Source organism: Noviherbaspirillum phoenicis (genome assembly GCF_047237965.1).
Classification (GTDB): Bacteria; Pseudomonadota; Gammaproteobacteria; order Burkholderiales; family Burkholderiaceae_D; genus Noviherbaspirillum_A.
Genome location: NZ_JBDFLX010000001.1, coordinates 903,405 through 926,888 on the forward strand (window position 1 = coordinate 903,405; position 23,484 = coordinate 926,888).

Consider the following 23,484-nt stretch of genomic DNA (forward strand, 5'->3'; position numbering starts at 1 on the left):
TTATTCTTCCATCATCGAACTGGGGAACCAACATGCGTAAATATCAATCAGGCGTTATTGCTCTCGTGCCCGCTGTGGTGTCGGCGGTGTCGGTCTACGTCCTCAGTTCGGCGGAATTCCTGCAGAACTCGCTGCCTTTCGTTCCATGAAAAAAGCCGTCGGCAATGCCCGACGGCTTTTTGGTGCAGCAGGGCGCCAAAGCGCCTTGCAGAGCGTTTCGTTCAGAAAGAGTGACGAACGCCGACGTTGAACAGGCGCACGCTCTGGCCAAACTGCTCGCCACGGAAGGTGTTGAGCGCCACGTCGCTGTCGTTTTTCGTGTATGACACCGAGGTATAGACGTTGGTGCGCTTGGACAGCTTGTGGGAGTAGCCCAGTGCATACTGGTCGCTACGGCCTTCGGCAAGGTCTGTCAGTTCATTGCGGATGAAGGACGCCATCACGCTGCCGGCAGCGCCGACCGGCACGGTAACGCCAGCCAGCAGGTTACGGTCCTTGCCGCCGCCGCTGATGCTGCCCAGGCGATTTTCCGCATAGCCCAGATGCGCCGTTGCCATGCCAAAGTCATAGGTGCCGCCAACCAGCAGAGCGCGATTGTCGCCGGTTGATGTGCCGAACCCGGCAGGCGCGGCCACCGTGTTCGCCTTCAGGTAAGCCAGTTGCAGGTTGAGCGGACCGTTGGCGTAGTTCAGTCCCAGGCCCGTGCTGCGCTTGGCCGAGTAGTCGCCAGCCTGCTCGCCAAGGCTGTAGGTCAGCGTGCCTGCCAGGCCTGCCACGGTCGGGGTGCTGTAGGCGATGGTGTTGTCGGACCGCAGGAAGGGGTCGGCGGCATAGGTGCCATAGCCGAACACTTTCTGCGAATTGCCGGCGAGGTTAATGTGGAAAGGATCGATCTTGTCGAGCGCCGTGTAGAGCACGGTTTGCTGACGACCCAGTTTCAGGCCACCGAAATTGCCGTCCAGTCCGACCCAGGCCTGGCGTCCGAACAGGCGTCCGCCTTGCCCGGAAGTGCCGTTGTCGAGATTGACTCCGCTTTCCAGCACGAACTGCGCCGCCATGCCGCCGCCGAGGTCCTCACGGCCCTTGAAGCCGAGACGGCTGCCTGACTGCTGGCCACTCTCCATCGAGACGGTCTTGCCGGCGGGGTTGCTGTCGTCGCGCCTCGCAATGCCGATATCCATCACGCCATACACGGACACGCTGGTCTGCGCTGCGGCGCCACCGGAAATGGCTGTCAGCACGGCCAGTCCTGCTACTGCTTTTTTCATCTTGGCTATCCCATTTGATGCTGTGTGTTTGAACGTCGCTTGGCTTTTTGCCGTACGAGTATTTGCCGGATGCAATGCGTCCGACAGAGCATGGCGTAAGGTCTGCGCCGGGCAAATGACGGATACCGGAAGGTGTTTCCTCCCTGCATCAGACAACACGTGCCATTGTAGGGACCGCAGCAGCACGGATTGACGGTGCGTGAAGCAATGTACTATTGCTGCGAAAGAAACAATTGTGGCCGATCAAGGCGGCGCAGCCCGGTTCGGCGCTTTGGCCAGCGCCAGCTGGGCTGTTCCAGGGTGTGGACGCCTTGCACCAGGGTTTCACCGTATTCCTTCTCAAGCGCTATCGTGGTGGCGCCGCCTTCCCGCTCTAGCGCTGCCACCAGGCGCGTGGAGTGGGATACGACGACGATCTGGCTTTCGCCGGAAGCCTTGATGATCAGCCGCGCCAGCGCCGGCAGCAGGTCCGGATGGAGGCTGGTTTCGGGTTCGTTGAGCACTATCAGCGCGGGTGGTCGAGGAGAGAGCAGGGCGGCGATGCATAGCAGGTAGCGCAGGGTGCCCTCCGATAGTTCCGCGGCAGACAGCGCCCTGAGAAGCCCATGCTGCCGCATCATGATCTGCAGGCCGTTGCCTACCGGCTGGACACCCACCATGGCGCCGGGAAAGGCGTCGGACACCGCTTCCTTGAGCCCATCTGCATCGCCGATCTCGCATATGGTCTGCCATGTCGATGCCAGGCTGGCGCCATCTGCGCTCAGAACCGGGGTATGGGTGGCAATCTGCACGCGTCGCGCTGGTGCATCGATATCGGTGCGCAGGTGGTCGTAGAAACGCCATGACCGTATCAGTTCGCGCAACGTCAGCATCTCGGGAGCGGCATGGGGGTCCGCCAGTTCAGCAAGCATGCTGTCGAATGGCGACAGGTTTTCAGTCATCTGGCGCCAGGATCCATCCGCGGCCCGGGTATGGACGCCCCAGTTTTTACGATCCACCAGCAGGCCTGCTGCCCGCAGGAAGGCACCGCTCCAGATGCATTCGCGCTTGATTGCCGGATCAGCACCGAACATGGACGCGGAGGGCGAGGGCAGGCCGAGGTCGATCGCATAGCCAAGTTGCCCGGTGCAGAAGCCGAGCTTGAGATTGACCGGCTCGTTGCGGCGCGTGCCCTGAGGCGGATGCATGCCCTGCCGCACCGCCGCGGAGATGGTTTCCGGTCCGGCCCAGAGCGTCGACTGCAGGCCGCCTTCATCGGCCAAGGCAGCAATCAGGCGTCCCTGGGCGGTAAAAGCGAGCAGGCGGAGCGCACGATAGAGGCTGGACTTGCCGCTGCCGTTGGCGCCGGTGACGATATTTAGCTGGCTCAGGGGGATGATCAGCTTCCGGATAGAGCGGTAGTTTGCAATGGCAAGGGTGGTGAGCATTTCGGCAGTGAGTAACGATTGATTGGGCTGGAAACGCCGCACTATGCAGCGGCGGTCGAAGCAGCATGTGTGACATCTGTTCGTTACCCGATCCGACCATCGTCGATCCTGATTCAGGAAATGCAATTATCGAACAAAAGAATCCAATATGGGAAATCAAGACCCGAACCACCAAGAAAGGGAGAAGTGGCAAAGTTTCATACATGATTTCTGCGTGTCGCAATGCAGAAGGAAAATCCGCATTTTCCGTTGAGAGAAGACGCCTGCTAATTGCTAATACAAGGAAAGCGTTGATCGAGATCAGGATCTGGAGTGTGATCCGCGTCAGGCCGGAACAGCCTTCGTTAATTCCCGTCGAAATGACAGCAACTTTGCCATTGTGAAAATTTTCAGGATGCAAGGCGGCTGCACAGACTTCATTACTCAATGAAAGGATCAACGATGAAAGTTTCTACCAACAGCGCCCGTGTGATGCTGGCGGCAACGGCGCTCATGCTTGTCCTTGGCGGCTGCAACCGCAGTGCTGACACGGGTACGGCGGCGGGCGGCAGCGGAACGTCCGGCAGCACGGCTGCTGGGGCTGGCACTGCCGGCACCGGAACCAGCGGAACGAGCGGCGCCACTGGCACGACCGGAACCGGTACCAGCAAATAAGGCGTTGGGCGACCGGCGAGTCAAGTAAGATTCAGTCTGATCCCATTAATGCAGTCATGGCCCGCGCAAGATCGCGGGCTTTTTGAATTGGTCGTACAGGCCGGCCGGAAGGCGCCAGTAAGTGCAAATAGCTGGTAATGGAGGCTTGGCGGAATTTTGTCGCTTCGCTTTCATCTTCACGAATTACCCATAATTTGCATTATGTAAAATCAAATGTGGAATTGCGTATTGGAAGATCATTCTTTAGTATCCTTGCCTTCCCTTACGCGCCCGCCGATAAGCAGGCATCCATCTCCCAAGCGCCTATCTGTGCCCAGCCCGGCGGCCGGCTTCAACTCAATCGCGGTGCCCTGGCCTTGCGCCGGGCCGCGTTCAGATAAGCTTCCGTGGAACGCTGGCGCTCCAGGCCCAGCAGTTGCCCGACCAGCTCCACTGATTCCTTTTCAAGTTCACGCACCGCAAAGGTATTGCGCAGCGTGCGGCCGCCTTGTCGCGGCATTTCCAGGCCGGCGCGCTCAAAGGTTTTTTTGACCTGGCGGTACACGGTGGCCTTATCCAGAGGCTTGCCCGTGGAGAGCGCTGCGGGAAACAGCAACTGGCCCGGTATATCCAGCTTTTTCCGTTCCTCCACCCACTGCATGACCTCGGCCAAGGCAAAGGGACGCAGCAGCGTCTTGTGCTCTCGCGTGGTGCTGTGGGCGGACTCCGGCCTGACGGTAACGGGTAATGAGCCCGCGCTGTCCAGAGAACCGATATCGCGCATCTTTGCGTGCATGGCCTCGGCAACTGTCAGGCCAGCACCCAGCATCAGAGCCTGCATCGCGCGGTCGCGCCGGCGCTTCCACCCGGCGGGCGTCGCATTCGCGACGGGCAGCGCATGCATGAAAGCCTGCTGCTGTGCATCGTCCATCACCACCATTTCCAGGTCCTTGCCGCTCGCGCCTTTCGTCTTGTAAATCTGGAAGGCGGTACTCTGGGCAGGATTCGGCGAGACTTCCAGGTGCTGGAATACCCGTTCCAGCATGCGTACATATTTCACCCTGATCGTGCTCTTGAGCTGCTCCGCAGCGCCAGTCTCGGCCGCCTGGCGGCTGTCCAGGAATTCCAGGATATCGGCGTCATTGACCGTATAAAGGGTCTTGCCGTGATCGCGCATCCAGCGGTGGAACTTGCCGAACATCAGGGTATAGACCTGGATGGTTGCGGGCCTTAGCGGCTGCGCTTTCTTGTCGGGGTCGCGGTAAGCCGGGACACGCCTGCCTAGTTCCACGAACTCGGGCGATGCGATGAATGCCTTGAACGGCGTCATGGGATCGGAAGCCCAAAAATGACCAGTGTCGAATAGCGAGCTTTTCATGGCGAATCAATTTTCCTGTTGGAATCTGAAAACGTAAAATCAATTCAATGCGGTTCAACCGGAAGGATTCGCCATTATAAGGAATGCACCTCTGTGATGCATGTGCAATGTCAATAAAATTTAATATAAGTGATTGATTTCTATCGTGGTTACCCTTCCTTGCGTTTTTGGTGGGAATGGAGTGCGTAGGCTTACGTGTTAAATTCTTTTGGCCGCCGCCCCAGGTTTCGTCCGACTGCCCTATCGGATTTTCCTTGCCCGATTTTGCTGCTAATTAGCCGCTTTCCCCCCTTTTTTAGTGCTCCTCTTTTCTGGCGGCTTGGGTTTTGTTTTCTGGTTTTATTAATGCTTCTTTGATAGTTGCATTTTCAAAGATGGATGGCATTCGCCAATAAAAAAACGGACGACCACGCGGTCGTCCGTTCCTGTTTTCCCGAAAGCCGGTTGGGTTCGCCTATGCAGCTTCCGCCACCCGTGCGGCGATATGTGCCAGCGCCTCATCCACCTGGTCCACCAGAATCAGGCACAGGTCGCCATCGTTCAGGCTGCCCAGCGCGGTGTCGATGGCGACGAATTCGCCGCGGATCTCCCTGACGGAGCTGGTGCGGCGGCTGCCTTCCAGGCCTTCCCGCAGCAAGGCGATCACCTCGCCATCCTGGCGGCCCCGCTGGCACTGGTCCTGGTACAGCAGCACGTCATCGAACACGTCGCCGAGGATGCGCGTCTGCTGGCGGATGTCTTCATCGCGACGGTCCCCTGCCCCGCTGATGACCACCGAGCGACGCCGTGCCGGCAAGGTTTCCACCGCCTTCACCAGCGCCAGCATCGCATCCGGGTTATGGCCGTAATCGGCGATGACGGTGGCGCCGCGGTAGCGGAACATGTTGAAACGTCCCGGCGCATTGTCGCTGTCGTTTGAAAAAGACCGCAGGCCGGCGCGGATGCTGTCCCAGCTCACCCCTACGGCCCAGGCCGCAGCCACCGAAGCCATTACATTTTCGACCTGGAAGGCCAGCGTGCCGCCCAGGGTGATGGGCACGTCGGCAAGCGGAATGCGCACTTCCCCGATGCCCTCGGCCGCCACCAGGTCCCGGCCATCGACGAACACCACCCGCAGTCCCTGCGCCCGGTGCATGGTCATCACCGGGTGATGCCGGTCGGCGGCGAAATAGGTCACCTGGCCGGCGCAGTTTTCCGACATCGAGGCAACGATGGGATCGGCCGCGTTGAGCACCGCCATGCCGTTCTGCGCCACGTTCTGCACGATCACCCGCTTCAGCACCGCGAGATCTTCCACCGTGGTGATGTAGTTCAGGCCCAGATGGTCGCCGCTGCCGATGTTGGTGACCACCGCCACCTGGCAGCGGTCGTAGCCCAGGCCTTCCCGCAGCACGCCGCCGCGGGCGGTTTCGAACACGGCCGCGTCCACGTCCGGATGCATCAGCACGTTGCGGGCGCTCTTGGGGCCGCTGCAGTCGCCGCTGTCGATCCGGCGGCCCTCTATATACACGCCGTCGGTATTGGTCATGCCGGTGCGCAGGCCGCCGCTGCCCAGCAGGTGGGTGATCAGGCGCACCGTGGTGGTCTTGCCGTTGGTGCCGGTGACGGCGACCACGGGAATACGGCCGTCTTCACCCGCCGGGAACATGTCCTCGATGATGCTTTCGCCGACGGCCCGACCCTTGCCGTACGACGGCGTCAGGTGCATGCGCAGTCCGGGCGCGGCATTGACTTCGACGATGCCGCCGCCCTGTTCCTCGATCGGTTTCAGAACGCTGTCGCAGACCATGTCGACGCCGCAGATATCCAGCCCTACCATGCGGGCCGCTTCCACCGCGCAGGCGGCAACCGACGGATGCACGTCGTCCGTGACGTCGGTGGCGGTGCCGCCGGTGGACAGGTTGGCGTTATTGCGCAGCATTACGCGCTGGCCGCGGGACGGCACCGAGTCGGCCTCGTAACCCTGTTCGGCCAGACGCGCCAGGGCGATGTCGTCGAAGCGGATGCGGGTCAGCGACGTGGCATGGCCGGTGCCGCGGCGCGGGTCGCTGTTGATCAGGTCGACCAGCTGGCGCACCGTATGCTCGCCGTCGCCCACCACCTGCGGCGGATCGCGGCGGGCTGCGGCCACGAGCTTGTTGCCCACCACCAGCAGGCGGAAATCGTCGCCGGCGAGATAGCGCTCGACGATCACTTCATCGCCATACTCGCTGGCGATGGCAAAGGCCCGCAGCAGGCTTTCCCGGTTGCCGATATTGACCGTGACGCCCTTGCCCTGGTTGCCGTCCTTGGGCTTGGTGACGACCGGCAGGCCGACCTGCTGGGCCAGCGCCCAGGCGGCCTCGGCCGTGGTGGCGATGCCGCCGCGCGGCACCGGCACGCCGGCGGCGGCCAGCAGCTTCTTGGTCAGTTCCTTGTCTTGCGCGATCGATTCGGCGATGGCGCTGGTGCGGTCCATTTCGGCGGCCTGGATGCGGCGCTGGCGGCTGCCCCAGCCGAACATCACCATGCTGCCGCTGGTCAGGCGGCGGTAGGGAATATTGCGGGCGACGGCGGCGTCGACGATGGAGCCGGTGCTGGGTCCGAGGCGGATGTCTTCATCGAGTTCACGCAGCCGGGCCAGCGCGCCGTCGACGTCGAACGGCAGGTCCTGCTGCGCCGCCCGGCATAGTTCGATGGCGAGATCAAAGGCCAGCCGGCCGACATCTTCCTCGGTATATTCCACCACCACCTGGTAGATGCCGCTTTCCAGCGTGGGCGTGGTGCGGCTGAAGGTGACCGGGCAGCCGGCATTGGCCTGCAGGCTCAGCGCGGTCAGTTCCAGCACATGGGCCAGCGACACCGCGTCGTGGTGGCCGCTGGGCTGCAGCATCGGCAGCAAGGGAAAACGGGCGCGCAGCCGGTCTTCAAAACCCTGCATGCGGGCGATATCGCTTTCCTGCGCCGCGCACTCGATGACGGCTTCGATCGAGGTGTGCTGGCTCCAGAGGTTGGGGCCGCGAAGCGCCCGGATTCTTGATACTTCCATAAATTTGATCCTGTCCCGTAATGACTGTCCGGCCAAGCCGGCTTTAATGCTTGGCCCGTTGCGCCTCGGCGCCGAAGGTGCGCAGGCCGGCGCAGATCAGCTCGGCCGGAATCTGCAGCGCCCAGGCGCTGGCCACCGCGGCCAGCACGCTGTCCGGCGCAAGGTCGGCGCCGCCCAGCGACAAGGCGCCGGTCAGCACGGCATGTTCATTCCTGCCGTTGGCCAGCACGACGTCGCCGTCGCGGGCGAACACGGCGCGGCCGCCATCGTCGCGGTGCGCGGCGATCACCTGCAGCGAGGCCGATGGCGCATAGAAGATCACGTCGCCGTCGCACAGCTCGGCCATCTCCACGGCCTGGTGGTCGGCCGCGTTGAGCACGGCCACGCCGTCGGGCAGCACCACGTCGACCTGGGTGCGGGCCACGTTGTAGAGCTGGTCGCGGTTGCGGATGTCGAAGTCGGCCAGCTGCTCAAGGCCGGAGACGTCGGTCACGACGCCGACGCTGCAGCGGTCGTAGGCCAGGCCTTCGCCGAGGATCACGCGGTTACCGTTTTCCATCACGGCTGCCTGCACCGAGCGGTTGATCAGCAGGCTCTGGCCGGCTTCCCAGGTGGCGCAATCGTCCTTGCGGATATGGCGGTTGTTGAGGAACAGGCCGTCGGCGCAGGCCACGCCGACATGGCGGTGGCTGGCGCACAGGATCTTGCCGATCAGGCGCGCGATGCGGCTGGTGTCGCGGCTGCCGGTGATGCCGACCACCGGGATGCGAGCATCGTCATTGGCGGCGAACAGGTGGTCGATGATGGCGGCGCCGACCGGCTGTGGCTGGCCGGTGGCGGGCTTGGTATGGGCCAGCAGGCCCGGCCCGGCATTGACCTCGATGATGGCGCCGCGCTGTTGCGACAGAGGCTTGGAAATGTCTTCCACCACCAGGTCGACGCCGGCAATGTCCAGGCCGACCACGCGGGCCGCCAGGCTGGCCAGCGCCGCGGTATCCGGGTGAACGCGGTCGGTGACGTCGAAGGCTACGTTGCCGTTGCGCTGCAGTTCGACCTTTTCGCCGGCGGCCGGCACGGTGGCGCGCGAACGGCCCTGGCGCGCCAGCTGCAGGGAAAGCTCGTCGCCTTCTTCGAGCTTCAGCGGCTCCAGCGGGAATTCCTCGTCCTCGCCGCGGCGCGGGTCGGTGTTGACCTGCGACTCGATCAATTCGGCGATGGTGGACTTGCCGTCGCCGACCACGGCGGTGGTTTCGCCGGCAGCGGCGGCAACGACCCGCTTGCCCACCACGAGCAGCCGGTGCTCGACGCCGGAAATCGACTGTTCGACGATCACGCCGCTGCCTTCCCGGCTGGCCAGTTCGAATGCGGCTTCCACCTGTTCGCGGGTGGTCAGGTCGAGCGACACGCCGCGGCCATGGTTGCCGTCATAGGGCTTGACGGCGACCGGCAGGCCGATGTCTTCGGCGGCGTCCCAGGCGTCGGCCGGGTCGTCCACCAGGCGGCCCTGGGGCACCGGCACGCCGCAGCTCTGCAGCAGCGACTTGGTCAGGTCCTTGTCGCGCGAAATGCCCTCGGCGATGGCGCTGGTGCGGTCGGTTTCGGCAGTCCAGATGCGGCGCTGCCGCGCGCCGTAGCCGAACTGCACGAGGTTGCCGTCGTTGAGGCGGATGGACGGGATGCGGCGCTCGGTGGCGGCATCGACGATATGCGCGGTGCTGGGTCCGAGACAGATGCTGTCAACCATCTCGCGCAGGTTGCCGATGGCGGCGGCCACGTCATACGGACGGTCTTCGATGGCGGCCATCAGGAGTTCACGCGCCGCTTCCAGCGCGGTGCGGCCGACTTCTTCCTGGCGGGTGCGGAAGGCCACCTTGTAGACGCCGGACTCCGAGGTCTCGCGAGCCTTGCCGAAGCCGGTCGGCATGCCGGCCAGGCTTTGCAGTTCCAGCACCACGTGCTCCAGGATGTGCGCCGCCCAGGTGCCCTCGCGCAACCGCTCCAGGAAGCCGCCGCGCTCGCCGACGCCGCAGCGGTGCTCGACCAGTGTCGGCAGCCAGGCGGTCAGGCGCTCGTACAGTCCGGGGATCTTGTTGGAGGGGAACTGCTCCAGCTCGCCGATATCGACCCAGGCTTCGATCACGGGCCGGTAGGTCCAGATGTTCGGGCCGCGCAGATGGGTCACGCGGCGAAATACCAATTCTTTCTTTTTCATCATCGTCTGATTCTTGACGGACCGGCTGCCGTCATGCTCGGTTAAGGATTGCCCATCGTTGCGGCAACCAGGTGCTCCATAAGGCTGTATACTCCCGGACCGCCGCCAGCCAGTCCGCTGGACCGACAGAATACCGGAAATAATTGCCTCTCGGACATATGATTCCTCGGATGGGGTATATTGCCATCCCGTTTCAACGGAACAAGTCTCCTTACTTTTTCTAACAAAACTGCGTGCCGCCAGCGGTGCGCATGGAGTTTGCCGCAGAATGACCACCGTATTGCCACTCCCCGACCGACCCGCCGGCGACCTGCCGGAGCAGTGGCGGGATGTTGTAGAAAAACGTCTCGCCGCCGGGGAGAACGTTGTTACCTGGGTTACGGTTGACCTCGACGCCCGGCATCACTTCGCCGACGGCATCGTCCTGCTGACCGATCGTCGCATTCTTGCACGCGCGCCGGGCGAACAGGACTGGCGCGACTGGGCGTTCGAGCCCGGCATGCGGCTGGAACATCATGACCATGCCGGCGTCGGCCATCTGGAACTGGTGACGCCTGCCGGCCGCCTGGCCGCCTGGCATTTCACGCTGGGCATGAACCTTTTGGCAATGCGGGTCATCGATCAGTTCCAGCTGAGGCTGCAAAGCCACCTCGACGGGCTGGAAGTCGAGTCGGAAGACCAGACGGTCTGCCCGAGCTGCAAGGCGCCGCTGGAACCGGACCAGGATGTCTGCCCGGTCTGCACCAAGGTGATCCACACGCCGCCCTCCACCTGGACGCTATTCCGGCTGTGGCGCTTCGCCCGGCCTTACCGCGGCCAGCTGCTGGCCGGTTTCCTGCTGACGCTGCTGGGCACGGCGGCCAGCCTAGTGCCGCCCTACCTGACCATGCCGCTGATGGACAACGTGCTGATCCCGTACCAGAACGGCCAGCGCATCGACCCCGCAGTGGTCGGCATGTACCTGCTGGGCCTCCTGGGCGCGGCGCTGCTGGCCTGGGGCTTGACCTGGGCCAAGACCTACATCCTGGCGCTGGTGTCGGAGCGCATCGGCGCGGACCTGCGCACCACCACCTACGAGCACCTGCTGCGGCTGTCGCTGGAATATTTCGGCGGCAAGCGTACCGGCGACCTGATGGCGCGCATCGGCAGCGAGAGCGACCGCATCTGCGTGTTCCTGTCGCTGCACCTGCTGGATTTCGCCACCGACGTGCTGATGATCCTGATGACCTCGGCCATCCTGTTTTCCATCAACCCGTGGCTGGCGCTGGTGACGCTGGTGCCGCTGCCCATCATCGCCTGGCTGATCCACGTGGTGCGCGATAAGCTGCGCACCGGTTTCGAGAAGATCGACCGGGTCTGGGGCGAGGTGACCAATGTGCTGGCCGACACGATACCGGGCATCCGGGTGGTGAAGGCATTCGCCCAGGAAAAGCGGGAAGCGGCGCGCTTCCGCCTGGCCAACAAGCACAACCTGGCCGTGAACGACCGGATCAACCGGATCTGGTCGCTGTTCTCGCCGACGGTATCATTGATGACCGAACTGGGCCTGCTGGTGGTGTGGGCCTTCGGCATCTGGCAGGTCTCGCGCGGCGACATCACGGTGGGCACCCTGACCGCCTTCCTGGCCTATATCAGCCGCTTCTATTCCCGGCTGGATTCGATGAGCCGGATCGTTTCAGTGACCCAGAAGTCGGCCTCGGCCGCCAAGCGCATTTTCGACATCCTGGACCATGTCTCCAGCGTGCCCGACCCTGCGCAGCCGGCCCGCCTGGAGCGGGTGGAAGGCCGGATCGAGGTGCGCGATGTTGGCTTCCGCTATGGCAACCGGGCGGTCAACCGCGGCGTGAATCTCACCATCGCGCCGGGCGAGATGATCGGCCTGGTTGGCCACAGCGGCTCGGGCAAGAGCACGCTGGTCAACCTGATCTGCCGCTTCTACGACGTGGCCGAAGGCTCGATCCGGCTCGACGGCGTGGATATCCGTTCCTTCGCCGTCGCCGACTACCGCAGCAATATCGGCCTGGTGCTGCAGGAGCCCTTCCTGTTCTTCGGCACGATTGCCGAGAACATCGCCTACGGCAAGCCGGACGCGACCCGCGCCGAGATCATGGCGGCGGCGCGCGCGGCCCATGCCCACGAGTTCATCCTGCGCCTGCCGCACGGCTACGACTCCATGGTGGGCGAGCGCGGCCAGGGCCTGTCCGGCGGCGAGCGGCAGCGCATCTCGATCGCGCGGGCGCTGCTAATCGACCCGCGCATCCTGATCCTGGACGAAGCCACGTCCTCGGTCGACTCCGAGACCGAAAAGGAAATCCAGAAGGCGCTGGACAACCTGGTGAAGGGCCGCACCACGATCGCCATTGCGCACCGTCTGTCGACGCTGCAGCGGGCCGACCGCCTGGTGGTGATGGACCGCGGCCAGGTGATCGAACAGGGGCCGCATGATGAACTGATGGCACGGCAAGGCGCTTATTACCGGCTGTACCAGGCGCAGGCGCGCAATGTCGATCGCGACATTGATGATACGAGGCTACCGGCTTAAGCAAGCGTCATCAGGCGGTGAAGGCGCGTCGAACGTACGCAACAAGTTCTGGCAAGCAAATGGAGCGTAAAGGTTTTGCAAGAGCGCTTCGTCCAGTCGAGAATCGCACGCCGAGTCGGGCCTTCAAAGCGGATTCGGTGGCAAGCTCGTCTGGAAAGGCGTTTTTGGATGGCGAGACAAAAGTCAACAACGCAACTTAAGGAACCAGACACGTTTCAGGATCACACAGCTCGCCCTTTCACTACGGAGTTGATCATGAATCCCACGACTGAGGCCAGAACCACGAGGACCGTCACGACTACCACCACGACCACCGCTGTAAGCCAGCCAACCGCGACCAGAGACGCACCAGATTCAGGCCCGACCATGAAATTGAAGGATAGGGGCGATGTACCACACGACACTTACGAGATACCCAATCCTTTGGTGCGAATGGGGGAAAAAGCGGTAGCTTCCTTGAGAGGCCTGTTTTTCACCACCATGGATGCCAAATGGATAGCGCTGTACCACATCCTGACCGATGTCTCCGAGATCCCCTACAGCCCTTCAGGCAGCGAATTTTTGAGCGGCCTGGAAGCCGTGGTAGCGGAGAACAAGCATCGTTTCCCGGCGTTGCGCGAGTTGCGAGACAAGATGGTCGATCTAACAGATGGAAAAGAAACAACAGCGCAGGTGCAGGTATTCCTGGATCTGTTCAAACTGCTGCTAGAGATGGAATCACCGTCCACCGAAGATCCCCATGTCGCGCTCCTTTGCAACTTCGAATCAGCCAAAAAAATATGCAAGCAGTTGGATTCCATGCTCATCAGCACGGAGTCGGCATCAGTGCCGACCTTGAGGTCGGCGGATGACGACTGAGTATCCACCCGCGTGAATCATTAATCAGACTTGGGGCCGGTTAGCACGACAGGAACCGATCCTTGCAAGGAAGTTCGAAAGGAAAAGCTCGCCGGTCGGAAAAAAATCGGTCGGCGGGCAAAGTCGGAGCGCACGGACCATGGCGGCATCAGTGCGTGGTTTCGTTGGATTGAAGTACCCTGTTTAAAGGCTTGATGGCTGGCGAATGAGTGTGGCGGCGACATTGCCCTCCTTGACCGGAGGGCAATTCAGTTCGTCAAATCCCGGCCGCCAGGCCTGATCAAAGGTGGAATTTCCTTATAAAGGGAAAATTCTGCGCAAAGAAATCAACGTTTTCGGAGAAGAGAAGTGAGCATGGACGGCGATCAACTGCAACTTTCCCGCGACAGCTTCGGCAAGCTGGTGCTGACCACGGCTGACGGCCAGCAGCACGCGGGCGTGGCGCCGGTGCGCGCCTTTCCGATCCAGGCGCCGGATGAAGGCATTTCTCTGATGACCGGCGATGGCAAGGAAGTGGCCTGGATACCTTCGCTCGCCGCGCTGTCCGCCGCGACGCGGGCGCTACTGGAGGAGGAGTTGCAGGGACGGGAATTCATGCCCGAGATCCTGGCGATCCGCGCGGTGTCCAGCTATGCCACGCCGTCCACATGGCAGGTCAGCACCGACCGCGGCGATACCAGCTTCGTGCTGCGCGGCGAGGAAGACATCCGCCGCATCAGCGCTGACACCCTGCTGATTTCTGACAGCCATGGCATCCATTTCCTGCTGCGGGATCTGCATGGCCTGGACCGACAGAGCCGGAAGATACTGGACCGGTTTTTGTAGGGAGGAAGCGCGGCGACGGCGCGGTGATTCTCGGGTTCGGGTAACGGCAAGTGCGGTTGAATTGGGGGTGAGGTGCCGCTGCGGTTGCAGTTGCAGTTGCGGTTGCAGTTGCGGTTGCAGTTGCAGTTGCAGTTGCAGTTGCTTTTGAAGTTGCCGTTGTTGTTGCAGTTGCTTTTGAAGTTGCGGTTGCCTTTAAGTCCCGTTGAGCGCGCCGTGCCGTCGGTGCATGGAGCGGGAAAAGGTGCGGCGTCTGTCTGAGTCAAGCGCAGCTTGGCGAGTTTAGCCGCGCCCCGCTCCATGCACCGACGGCACGGGGACCCTCGCGCAGCGAGGGCGCGATCACCGGGACGCCTTTTCTTGCCTACTTCTTTTGGCGAAGCAAAAGAAGTAGGTCGCCTGCCGGGGCGAACTCCCGGCCTGGTCATGACGACAGTGCGGTCGGCTTGTTTCACCAGGGGTAAGGCGTCACTGCGAAGCAGCAGTTGCTTTTGAAGTTTGAATTTTGAAGTTTCAATACGAACGTCAAAGACAACACCGACAGTGCTGCCCGTGCCTTGCCGGGTGACGCAAGGCGGTTGCACTGCCGTGGAGACAAGCCGGGAGTCCGTCCCGGCAGCCGGGTTACTTTTTTGCTTCGCCAAAAAAGTAACCAAAAAAGGCGACCCGATGATCGCGCCCCGCTGCGCGGGGTCCCCGTGCCAGCGGTACCCGGAGCGGGGCGCGGCTAAACTCGCCAAGCTGCGCTTGGCTCAGACAGACGCCGCACCTTTTTCCGCTCCGGGCACCGCTGACACGGCGCGCTCAACGGGACTTCACTGCAACGGCAACTTCAAAGGCAACTGCAACAACAACGGCAACTTCAAAAACAACGGCAACTTCAAAAACAATTGCAACCGCAACCGCAACCGCAACTGTCGCCGCGCTTACGTCGAAAGCAGCTGCAGCGATGCGCTACTACTTGAAAAGCAACCTTCAGCCCTTCCCCTCCTACCCCACGTGCCGCCGCACCCAGGCCACAATACTCCCCGCATCCATCGCCCCCGCCTGCCGCGCCACCTCGCGCCCATGATGGAACAGCGCCAAAGTCGGAATGCTGCGAATCGCATGGCGCGCCGCCAGCTCCTGCGCTTCCTCGGTATTGAGCTTGGCGACCCGGACCGCCGGCTCCAGCTGCTGGGCTGCCTGCGCATAGGCCGGCGCCATCGACCTGCAGGGACCGCACCACGGCGCCCAGAAATCCACCAGCACCGGAATGTCGCTGCGGCTGACCTGCTGCGCAAAGGTCTGCGCATTCAGTTCCACAGGATGCCCGGCAAACACCGGCCGGCCGCATTTACCGCAGCTGGGATGCATGTGCAGCCGGGCGGAGGGCACCCGGTTCACGGTATTGCAATGGGGACAGACGATATGCAGGGATTCGCTCATTGCATGCTTTCCTCAAGAGAGTTCATTCGGGATAGGACGGATGGCGCCGGCAACGGTTCAGTGCTGGCGCGGTAAATGCTTGATATCTCGCAGACGCCGCAAGCTGCATGCCGGCTTCTTTCCCTATCTTGCACCAGGAGGCTTATGTTTCAACCATCAATCACCCCCGTACGGCTGCATCAGAATCCGGGCGACATTCCGCCCGAGGTGCCCAACATTCCTTCGCCGCAGCCCGAAATCAATCCCGGCTACGAGCCGCAGCCGGAAATGCCGCCGCCGGAACAGGACCCGATCAGCCCCGATTCCCCATCCGGCCCAGGCGTCGTGCCGCAACCCGCCACGCCCGAAGTGCCGCCGATGCCGGACATGCAGGCACGCGCCAGGCTGCACTGACGGCGCGCCAGCGCCATGCGCAAACCGGCGGCATGCTGCCGGTAATTTTTTCAATCTGCGTTCTTTTGCACTGCGGGATTACAATGGCAGCGCCGCGGCCGGGCGACTCGTTCCGGCCGCCGTCCGATGCCAACCCAGGATTTTCCCGTAATGCGTTTCTTGCACACTTCAGACTGGCACCTCGGCCAGACCTTGCACAGCTTCGAGCGTTTCCATGAACACCAGGCCTTCCTCGACTGGCTGATCGACACCATCGTGGCCGAACAGGTGGATGCGCTGCTCATTGCCGGCGACATCTACGACAACGCCAATCCGTCGGCGGCCTCGCAGAAGCAGCTGTACCGCTTCCTGCGCCGCGCGAAGTCGGCCGCGCCGCATCTCAATATCGTCATCATTGCCGGCAACCACGACTCGGCCGGCCGGCTGGAAGCGCCGGGGCCGCTGCTGGAGGAACTCGACGTCAGCCTGGTCGGCAATGTAGTGCGCGACGCCGACGGCAATATCGACTACGGCCGGCTGGTGGTGCCGCTGAAGGACCGCGGCGGCCAGGCGGCGGCCTGGTGTCTGGCGGTGCCGTTCCTGCGGCCGGGCGACGTGCCCCGCGCGGATGGCGCGACGGACGCCTACACAGAAGGCATTGCGCTGCTGTACAGGCAGGCGCTGGCGCATGCGCTGTCCTGCCGGCAGGCCGGCCAGGCCATCATTGCGCTTGGGCACTGCCACATGACCGGAGGCGCCGCGTCCGAGGACTCGGAGCGGCGCATCGTGATCGGCGGCAGCGAGGCGCTGTCGGCCTCGATGTTCGGGCCCGAGATCGCCTACGCGGCGCTGGGCCACCTGCACCTGGCGCAGATGGTCGGCAGGCAGCCGCACCTGCGCTACTGCGGCAGTCCGCTGCCGCTGTCGTTTTCCGAGGTGAACTACAACCACCAGGTGCTGCGGGTCGATCTCGACGGCGAGCGTGCCGGCGAGATCCTGCCATTGCCGGTGCCGCGCGCGGTGGACCTGCTGCGGGTGCCGCTGAAGCCGGCGCCGGTGGAAGACGTGCTGGCGGCGCTGCGCGCGCTGCCGCCGGGCGGCGAAGGCGTGCCGCCCTACCTCGAAGTGCGGGTGCGCCTGGATGCGCCCGAACCTGGACTGCGGGCCAAGGTGGAAGCGGCGCTGGAAGGCCGCCATGCCCGCCTGGCCCGGATCGACACCAGTCTGCCGGTGCGCGGCGAGGAGGACGGCGCTACGCTCTCGCTGGACCAGCTCGACCAACTGCAGCCGGACGAGATCTTTCGCCGGCTGTACCGGCAGAAGTTCGATGCCGAGGCGCCGCCCGAGCAGCTTGCCGCCTTCACCGAGCTGATGCTCGGCATGGACGAGGAGGCCGGCGCATGAGGATACTGGCCATACGCGGCAGGAACCTGGCTTCGCTGGCCGGCGAGTTCTGCGTCGATTTCGAAAGCGAGCCGCTGCAGTCGTCCGGCCTGTTCGCCATCAGCGGCCCCACCGGCGCCGGCAAGAGCACCCTGCTCGATGCGCTGTGCGTGGCGCTGTACGACGCCACGCCGCGCCTGCTGCGCGCCGGCACCCGCGGCATCGCCCTGCCCGATGTGCGCGGCGAAGTGGTGACGCCCTACGACACCCGCAACCTGCTGCGGCGCGGCGCTGCAGATGGCTATGCGGAAGTCGACTTCATCGGCAATGACGGTATGGCCTACCGCTCGCGCTGGAGCGTGCGGCGGGCGCGCTCCAAGGCCGACGGCAGCTTGCAGAAAACCACGATGACGCTGCTGCGCCTGCCCGGGGAGCAGGCCATCGGCGGCACCAATTCCGAGGTCAAGGCCGAGATCGCACGGCGCATCGGACTGTCGTTCGAGCAGTTCACCCGCGCCGTGCTGCTGGCGCAGAACGAGTTCTCCGCCTTCCTGAAGTCCGACGACAACGAGCGCGGCGAACTGCTGGAAACCCTGACGGGCAACCAGGTCTATACCGAGATTTCGCGCCGGGCCTACGAGCGGGCCAAGGAAGAACTGGCGCGCGCCAAGCGGCTCGAAGAGCGCCTGGCCGACCAACGTCCGCTGGCGCAGGAAGAACGCGCGCGGGTCGACAGCGAACTGGTGGACGCGGTCGGCCAGCTGGCCGTCGCCGATGCCGGCCTGGAGCGGCTGGCGCGGCAGCTGCGCTGGCGCGAGGAAACCGACCGGCTGCTGCTGGCAGAACAGCAGGCGGCGGCCGCGCTGGCAGACAGCGTGGCGCGGCGAGATATGGCGCAGCCGCGCCGGGACCGGCTGCGGCTGGTCGAGTCGGTACAGGCGGCGCGGCAGCTGGTGGACGAGGGGCGGCGCGTGCTGGCCGACATCGGGCGCACCCGGCAGGTGCTGACGCAGCATGAGCAAACCCTGGAAAGGTCCGTGGCCGCGGTGTCGGATGCCCGGCAGCGCCTGGCGACCGCCAGCGACAGCCTTCATGCGCTGGAACTGGCGCAGTCGGCCGAGGCGGCCAGGCTGGACCAGGCCAAGGCGCTGGACGTGCGCATCGCCGACCACCAGCCCGGCCTGGCGGAGGCGGCCAAGCTGGCCAGCCAGGCGCACGAGGCGGTGGCGGCGGCGCGCCAGAAGCAGCATGCGCGACAGCAGGAACTGGAACAGGCGGCGCAGCGGTTGCGCCAGGCACGCGAATGGCTGGCCAGTCATGAGCGGCTGGCCCCGCTGGCCGAGGGCTGGCAGCGCTGGGACACCCTGTTCGGCCAGGCGCAGCAGCAGGCAAGCCAGCATGCGGCGGCGCGCGAGGCTGCCGGCACCGCCGCCGCGCGGTTGGACAAGGCGCGGCAGGCGGAGCAGGCACAGGCCGAATCGCTGCGCCAAGCCAGTGCTGCCCAGCAGCAGGCGCTGGCGCAGCGCGACGCCGCCGTGCTGCGGCTACGCGAATGCGAACAGCAGGATGTCGGCGCGGCGCGCGAAGCCTTGCAGCGGCAACGGGAACAGCTGGCCGATGCCGAACGCCTGTGGTCGGCGCTGTGCGAGGCCGGGGCGCGCCAGGCGGCGCTGCGGGCCAGCCTGGAACGCCATACTGCCGCGGCGGCCCAGGCCACGAGCCGGCTGGAACAGGCCGCACAGGCCCAGCCGGCGCTGGATGCGCGGCTGGAACAGGCTGAGCATGCGCTCAAGCTGGCCGAGGCGGCCTGCGGTGAGACCGCCGAGCAGCTGCGGGCCAGCCTGGAGGATGGCGCGCCCTGCCCGGTCTGCGGCGCCGAGGAGCATCCTTACCGTGCTGTCGATCCGCGCTTCGACAGCCTGCTGGCCACCCTGCGCACCGACCTTGCAGCGCTGCGCCGGGCCGCGCAGGAAAACCGCGACAGCCAGGCCGCCGAGCGCGCCCTGCTGGCCGCCGCCCGCCAGCAGGGTCAGTCCGCCGAAGCCGAACTGGGCGCGCTGGACGCGCCGCAGCGCGAGCGGCGGGCACTGTGGGCCGCCCATCCCTTGCTGGCGGTCGCGGGCGGACTTGCCGCGGTGGCGGAGCAGGAACGCCAGCAGTGGCTGAACCAGCAGCGCCAGGCCAACCAGCGCCGGCTGCAGGAACTCGACGCTGCCGAGCAGGCGCTGCGCCGTGCGGCGGCGGCGCGCGACGCCGCCCAGCAGGCGCTGGACCAGGCCGGCATCCGCCTGGCAAGCGCCACCGAATCCATCACCGCCGGCCGGCTCGAACTGGCGGCCGCCAGCCAGGCCGGCGCCGCCGCGCAGGAACGGGAGCAGGAACTGGCGGCCCGCCTGCAGGACGGGCTGAACGCGCTGGACGCGCTGCCGCTGGACGACGGGTGGCAGGACGTCTGGCGCGCCGACCCGGCCCGGTTCCACGAGCGCTGCGCGCGTCATGCCCAGTCCTTCCTGGCCGCCACCAAAGTGGCCGGCGAAGGACAGTTGCAGGTGGCCGCGCTGGAAATGGAAGTCCAGGCGTTGAACCAGGCGAGCGAAGCCGCGCGCGCCGAGGCCGGCCGCGCCACCCAGGCCTGGACCATGCTGGAACAGGCCGGCCGTGCGCTGGCGGCGGACCGGGCCGCCTTGTTCGAGGGCCGGCCGGTGCGCGAGGTGGAAGCCGCCATGCAGGCCGCGCTGCAGGCGGCGCGCACCCGCCAGCAGCAGGAAAACGAGGCTTGCCAGCAGGCGGCGCTGGCGGTGGGCCGCTGCACCGAGGCGCTGGACATGGCCCGCGGCCGGCTGGCCGAGCTGGGCGCTGCCTCCAGCGAGGCGGCGAGCCGGCTGGACGACTGGCTGGCGCAGTATCGGGAACGGCATGGCGCGTCGCTGGACCAGGACGCCCTGCTCGAATTGCTGCAGGCCGATGCCGCCTGGATGCAGGACGAGCGCGCAGCGCTGCAGGCGCTGGACTCGGCCGCCGAGCGCGCCGAGGCGGTGGCGCGGGAGCGCCAGGCGCAACGGGAGGCGCACCTTGCGGCTGGCGAGGAAATCTGGCGTGTTTCCGAGCACGATGCCGCCGCCCTGCGCCTGCTGCTGGAGCAGGCAGGCCATGCGCGCGGCGCGCTGCATCAGCGCGCCACCGCCCTGCAGCTGGCGCTGCAGCAGGACGACGCCCGCCGCCGCGGCGCGGCCGAGATGCTGCTGCTGATCGAAGCCCAGGAAACGGTGCAGCGCCGCTGGGCGCAGCTGAACGAGCTGATCGGCTCGGCCGACGGCAAGAAATTCCGCAACTATGCCCAGCAGTTCACCCTCGACGTGCTGCTGGGCTATGCCAACCGGCACCTGGCCGAACTGGCGCGGCGCTACCGGCTGGAGCGGGTACGCGACACCCTGGCGCTGATGGTGGTGGACCAGGACATGGGCGAGGAACTGCGCTCGGTGCATTCGCTGTCGGGCGGCGAGTCCTTCCTGGTGTCGCTGGCGCTGGCGCTGGGCCTGGCCTCGCTGTCGTCGAACCGGGTGCGGGTGGAGTCGCTGTTCATCGATGAAGGTTTCGGCAGCCTGGACGCCGACACCCTGCGGGTGGCCATGGATGCGCTGGACGGGCTGCAGGCGCTAGGACGCAAGGTCGGCGTGATCACCCACGTGCAGGAAATGACCGAGCGCATCGCCACCCGCATCCTGGTGCGGCGCAGCGCCGCCGGCAGCAGCGAGCTGGCGATCGCGCAGGGATGACGGCGGCGGAACGGGAAGAGCAAAGGAGGAAAGGTTTTTCAACGGGCATTCAAACGGGTAATTCAACAACCATACAAGCAAAAGGAGACCGCCATGCAATATGAAACCCTGCTGTACGAAGTCAGCGAGCACATCCTGACCCTGACGCTGAACCGGCCCGACCGGCTCAATGCCTTCACCGGCACGATGATGGAGGAGCTGATCGCCGCCTTCGACCGGGCCGATGCCGACGACGACGTGCGCGCCATCATCGTCACCGGCGCCGGCCGCGGCTTCTGCGCCGGCGCGGACTTGTCCCAGGGCGCCAAGACCTTCGACTTCGCGGCCCGCGCCGACCGCCCCGACAAGCAGGGCACGCCGTTGCGGCCTGACGGCGGCATCGACTACAGCCATGAGTCGGTGCGCGACGGCGGCGGCCGGGTGTCGCTGCGTATCTTCGAATGCATGAAGCCGGTGATTGCGGCCATCAACGGGCCCGCGGTGGGCGTGGGCGCGACCATGCTGCTGCCCATGGATATCCGCATCGCCTCCAGCGACGCCCGTTTCGGCTTTGTCTTCGCCCGCCGCGGCATCACGCCGGAGGCCTGTTCGAGCTGGTTCCTGCCGCGCGTGGTCGGCATCAGCCAGGCGCTGGAATGGACCATGACCGGGCGGGTGTTCCCGGCCCAGGAAGCGCTGGAAGGCGGCCTGGTGCGCAAGGTGGTGGCGCCGGAGGCGCTGATGGAGACGGCGCGCTCGCTGGCCAGGGAAATCGCCGAGAATGCGGCGCCGGTGTCGGTGGCGCTGGCACGGCAGATGATGTGGCGCATGCTGGGCGCGGACCATCCGATGGAAGCGCACAAGGTGGATAGCCGCGCCATTTACTCCCGCGGACGCAGCGGCGACGCCAAGGAAGGCATCAATTCCTTCCTGGAGAAGCGGCCGCCGGCGTTCTCCGAGACCGTGTCGGGCGACATGCCGGACTTCGTGCCCTGGTGGCAGCCGCGTCCCTACCAGTAAGCTTCAGGCGGCGCGTATGCCCAGCAGGCGCGCCGCGTCCGCCAGGCCAGCGCACTGAACCAGCGGCGTTGCGCCGGCCATGCGCAGCCCTGGTCCGGCGCGGTCGAACAGCACGACCGCCCTCTCGGTATTCAGATGACGCGACATGTAGACAAAGCCGTCAACCGCGTCCGGATGCCGGTAAATCGCCTGCGACCACTTCTGCGGCAGCCGGTAGGAGGCATTGCCCGACAATGCCGCATGGCCGCCCAGTCGCTTCAGGCTGGCGCCGGTCAGGTCGGCCAGCTTGAGAGGCCGGCCGCCAAAAACAATCACGAAACGGCTGGAGATGCTGTCCGGATGCACCAGGAACTGGCCGCGCACCGCCACCGCGTCATGCAGCAGGGTTTCCGCCACGGCCAGCGCCAGGCTCAGGCCGAAATAGCAGGTGCCGTACTGGCGATCGGGGTCGTCGAAGCGGTTGCCGCCGGTGCGGCCGAAATGCGGCTCGCCGCTGTCATAACGGGAAATGCGCACCAGCGCTTGCGGCGGCAGGGTCACGATGGGCAGATGGTCCGGCAGGCTGGGCAGGCCCAGGCGGCGCGTGCGCGGCGCCGCCGTCATGCATCGGCAAAGGCGGCGGCGGCGGCCAGCACCTCTTCCACCTGCCCTTTGGCAAGCGCCTGCAGCGGGGTCCTTTTGCCCAGCGACAGCCTGGGCGTGGTGAAGAACTCCCATTTGGCGCCGCCCGGCAGGCTGCCCAGCGCACGCGAGACCCGTTCCAGCACCGCGCGGTCATACCGCGCATCGGCGAAGAAGGCGGGATAGAGAAAGTCGCCGGACGGGCCGGCCAGCACGAACAGGCGCTGCGCCCGCACCGCCGCGCTCAGCGCCTGGCGCGAAATGCCCAGCCGTTCGCGCATGTCCGCCGAACCCAGAAGGCGGCCGGCGGCGACATCGTCGCGGCGACGCTGCGCTTCCTGGCTGCGCAGGCCGGCCATGAAATCGCTGCCGGCCGGGCCCGAGCCCAGGCCGGCATCCTTCTCCGTTTCCTGCTGGCTGGCGGCGGCAGCCGGCGCCGGGTCCGCCAGGCCTTCCTTTTCGGCCGCGGCAAGCAGCGCCTGGCTCATCACCTGGTACAGCGCGCGGCGGCGGGTTTTCGGCACCGAGCGCGCCAGCGTCGAATAGGCGCGCAGGAAGGAATCGGCGTTGCCGGGCGCGTTGGCCGCACCGGTTTGCAGGAAATCGGATACTGCCTCTGCCAGCAACGTGGCGGCGGCGCTGGAATCGGTGGCGGATGCGCCGGGTGTTTGGTGATAGGACATGAGCGGCCTCCTGAATATGGGGTCAATGTAGCCGTCCGGGTGAATGGTGTCAAC

The 23,484-nt window shown here is 65.1% G+C and carries 16 protein-coding genes; 8 read left to right on the plus strand and 8 right to left on the minus strand.

Annotated features, from left to right (window positions below):
• Window positions 1-221: 221 nt before the first annotated feature.
• Window positions 222-1,268, minus strand: a complete 1,047-nt coding sequence (locus tag ABC383_RS04195) for a porin (protein WP_413012122.1) — start codon at window positions 1,266-1,268, stop codon at window positions 222-224.
• 212 nt (window positions 1,269-1,480) lie between these two features.
• On the minus strand, window positions 1,481-2,695 hold the full coding sequence (locus tag ABC383_RS04200) for an AAA family ATPase (RefSeq protein ID WP_413012123.1): 1,215 nt from the start codon (window positions 2,693-2,695) through the stop codon (window positions 1,481-1,483).
• A gap of 65 nt (window positions 2,696-2,760) precedes the next feature.
• Between ABC383_RS04200 and ABC383_RS04205 the strand changes: the two genes are divergently transcribed.
• Window positions 2,761-3,078 (plus strand): hypothetical protein, encoded by a 318-nt coding sequence (locus tag ABC383_RS04205; RefSeq protein WP_413012124.1) that lies wholly within the window; start codon window positions 2,761-2,763, stop codon window positions 3,076-3,078.
• 602 nt (window positions 3,079-3,680) lie between these two features.
• On the opposite strand, the gene ABC383_RS04210 is transcribed toward ABC383_RS04205, so the two are convergent.
• The 3 genes from ABC383_RS04210 to ABC383_RS04220 all read right to left on the minus strand — a co-directional run bounded on the left by ABC383_RS04210 (window position 3,681) and on the right by ABC383_RS04220 (window position 9,946).
• Window positions 3,681-4,706, minus strand: a complete 1,026-nt coding sequence (locus tag ABC383_RS04210) for a tyrosine-type recombinase/integrase (protein WP_413012125.1) — start codon at window positions 4,704-4,706, stop codon at window positions 3,681-3,683.
• Window positions 4,707-5,160: 454 nt separating this feature from the next.
• Window positions 5,161-7,734 carry a cyanophycin synthetase gene (gene cphA, locus ABC383_RS04215; protein WP_413012126.1) on the minus strand — a complete coding sequence of 858 codons (2,574 nt, stop codon included), beginning with the start codon at window positions 7,732-7,734 and terminating at the stop codon, window positions 5,161-5,163.
• A 43-nt stretch (window positions 7,735-7,777) separates the two neighbouring features.
• A complete protein-coding gene (locus ABC383_RS04220; RefSeq protein WP_413016229.1) occupies window positions 7,778-9,946 on the minus strand; it encodes a cyanophycin synthetase in 2,169 nt (722 codons plus the stop codon).
• Window positions 9,947-10,214: 268 nt separating this feature from the next.
• Between ABC383_RS04220 and ABC383_RS04225 the strand changes: the two genes are divergently transcribed.
• From ABC383_RS04225 to ABC383_RS04235, 3 genes are all read left to right on the plus strand, one after another.
• Window positions 10,215-12,488, plus strand: a complete 2,274-nt coding sequence (locus ABC383_RS04225) for a cyanophycin metabolism-associated ABC transporter (protein WP_413012127.1) — start codon at window positions 10,215-10,217, stop codon at window positions 12,486-12,488.
• A 255-nt stretch (window positions 12,489-12,743) separates the two neighbouring features.
• Entirely contained in the window at window positions 12,744-13,346 is a 603-nt protein-coding gene (locus ABC383_RS04230; RefSeq protein ID WP_413012128.1) for a hypothetical protein, read from the plus strand.
• A 354-nt stretch (window positions 13,347-13,700) separates the two neighbouring features.
• Complete coding sequence (locus ABC383_RS04235; protein ID WP_413012129.1) at window positions 13,701-14,171, plus strand: cyanophycin metabolism-associated DUF1854 family protein; 471 nt, start codon at window positions 13,701-13,703, stop codon at window positions 14,169-14,171.
• 987 nt (window positions 14,172-15,158) lie between these two features.
• On the opposite strand, the gene trxC is transcribed toward ABC383_RS04235, so the two are convergent.
• A complete protein-coding gene (gene trxC / locus ABC383_RS04240; RefSeq protein ID WP_413012130.1) occupies window positions 15,159-15,596 on the minus strand; it encodes a thioredoxin TrxC in 438 nt (145 codons plus the stop codon).
• Between the two features lie 144 nt (window positions 15,597-15,740).
• Here trxC and ABC383_RS04245 point away from each other — a divergent pair, with 144 nt between their 5' ends.
• The 4 genes from ABC383_RS04245 to ABC383_RS04260 all read left to right on the plus strand — a co-directional run bounded on the left by ABC383_RS04245 (window position 15,741) and on the right by ABC383_RS04260 (window position 22,126).
• Complete coding sequence (locus ABC383_RS04245) at window positions 15,741-15,989, plus strand: hypothetical protein (RefSeq protein WP_413012131.1); 249 nt, start codon at window positions 15,741-15,743, stop codon at window positions 15,987-15,989.
• Window positions 15,990-16,139: 150 nt separating this feature from the next.
• Window positions 16,140-17,372 carry an exonuclease SbcCD subunit D C-terminal domain-containing protein gene (locus tag ABC383_RS04250; RefSeq protein WP_413012132.1) on the plus strand — a complete coding sequence of 411 codons (1,233 nt, stop codon included), beginning with the start codon at window positions 16,140-16,142 and terminating at the stop codon, window positions 17,370-17,372.
• Window positions 17,369-21,127, plus strand: a complete 3,759-nt coding sequence (locus tag ABC383_RS04255; protein WP_413012133.1) for an AAA family ATPase — start codon at window positions 17,369-17,371, stop codon at window positions 21,125-21,127. Before ABC383_RS04250 ends, ABC383_RS04255 begins: the two co-directional genes overlap by 4 nt.
• A 93-nt stretch (window positions 21,128-21,220) precedes the next feature.
• Complete coding sequence (locus ABC383_RS04260; protein ID WP_413012134.1) at window positions 21,221-22,126, plus strand: crotonase/enoyl-CoA hydratase family protein; 906 nt, start codon at window positions 21,221-21,223, stop codon at window positions 22,124-22,126.
• Between the two features lie 3 nt (window positions 22,127-22,129).
• Here the strand turns inward: ABC383_RS04260 and ABC383_RS04265 are convergent, their stop codons facing one another.
• Both ABC383_RS04265 and ABC383_RS04270 read right to left on the minus strand, forming a co-directional pair.
• On the minus strand, window positions 22,130-22,729 hold the full coding sequence (locus ABC383_RS04265; protein WP_413012135.1) for an RES family NAD+ phosphorylase: 600 nt from the start codon (window positions 22,727-22,729) through the stop codon (window positions 22,130-22,132).
• On the minus strand, window positions 22,726-23,430 hold the full coding sequence (locus ABC383_RS04270; RefSeq protein ID WP_413012136.1) for a hypothetical protein: 705 nt from the start codon (window positions 23,428-23,430) through the stop codon (window positions 22,726-22,728). The genes ABC383_RS04265 and ABC383_RS04270 overlap by 4 nt, the downstream gene beginning before the upstream one ends.
• Window positions 23,431-23,484: the final 54 nt, after the last annotated feature.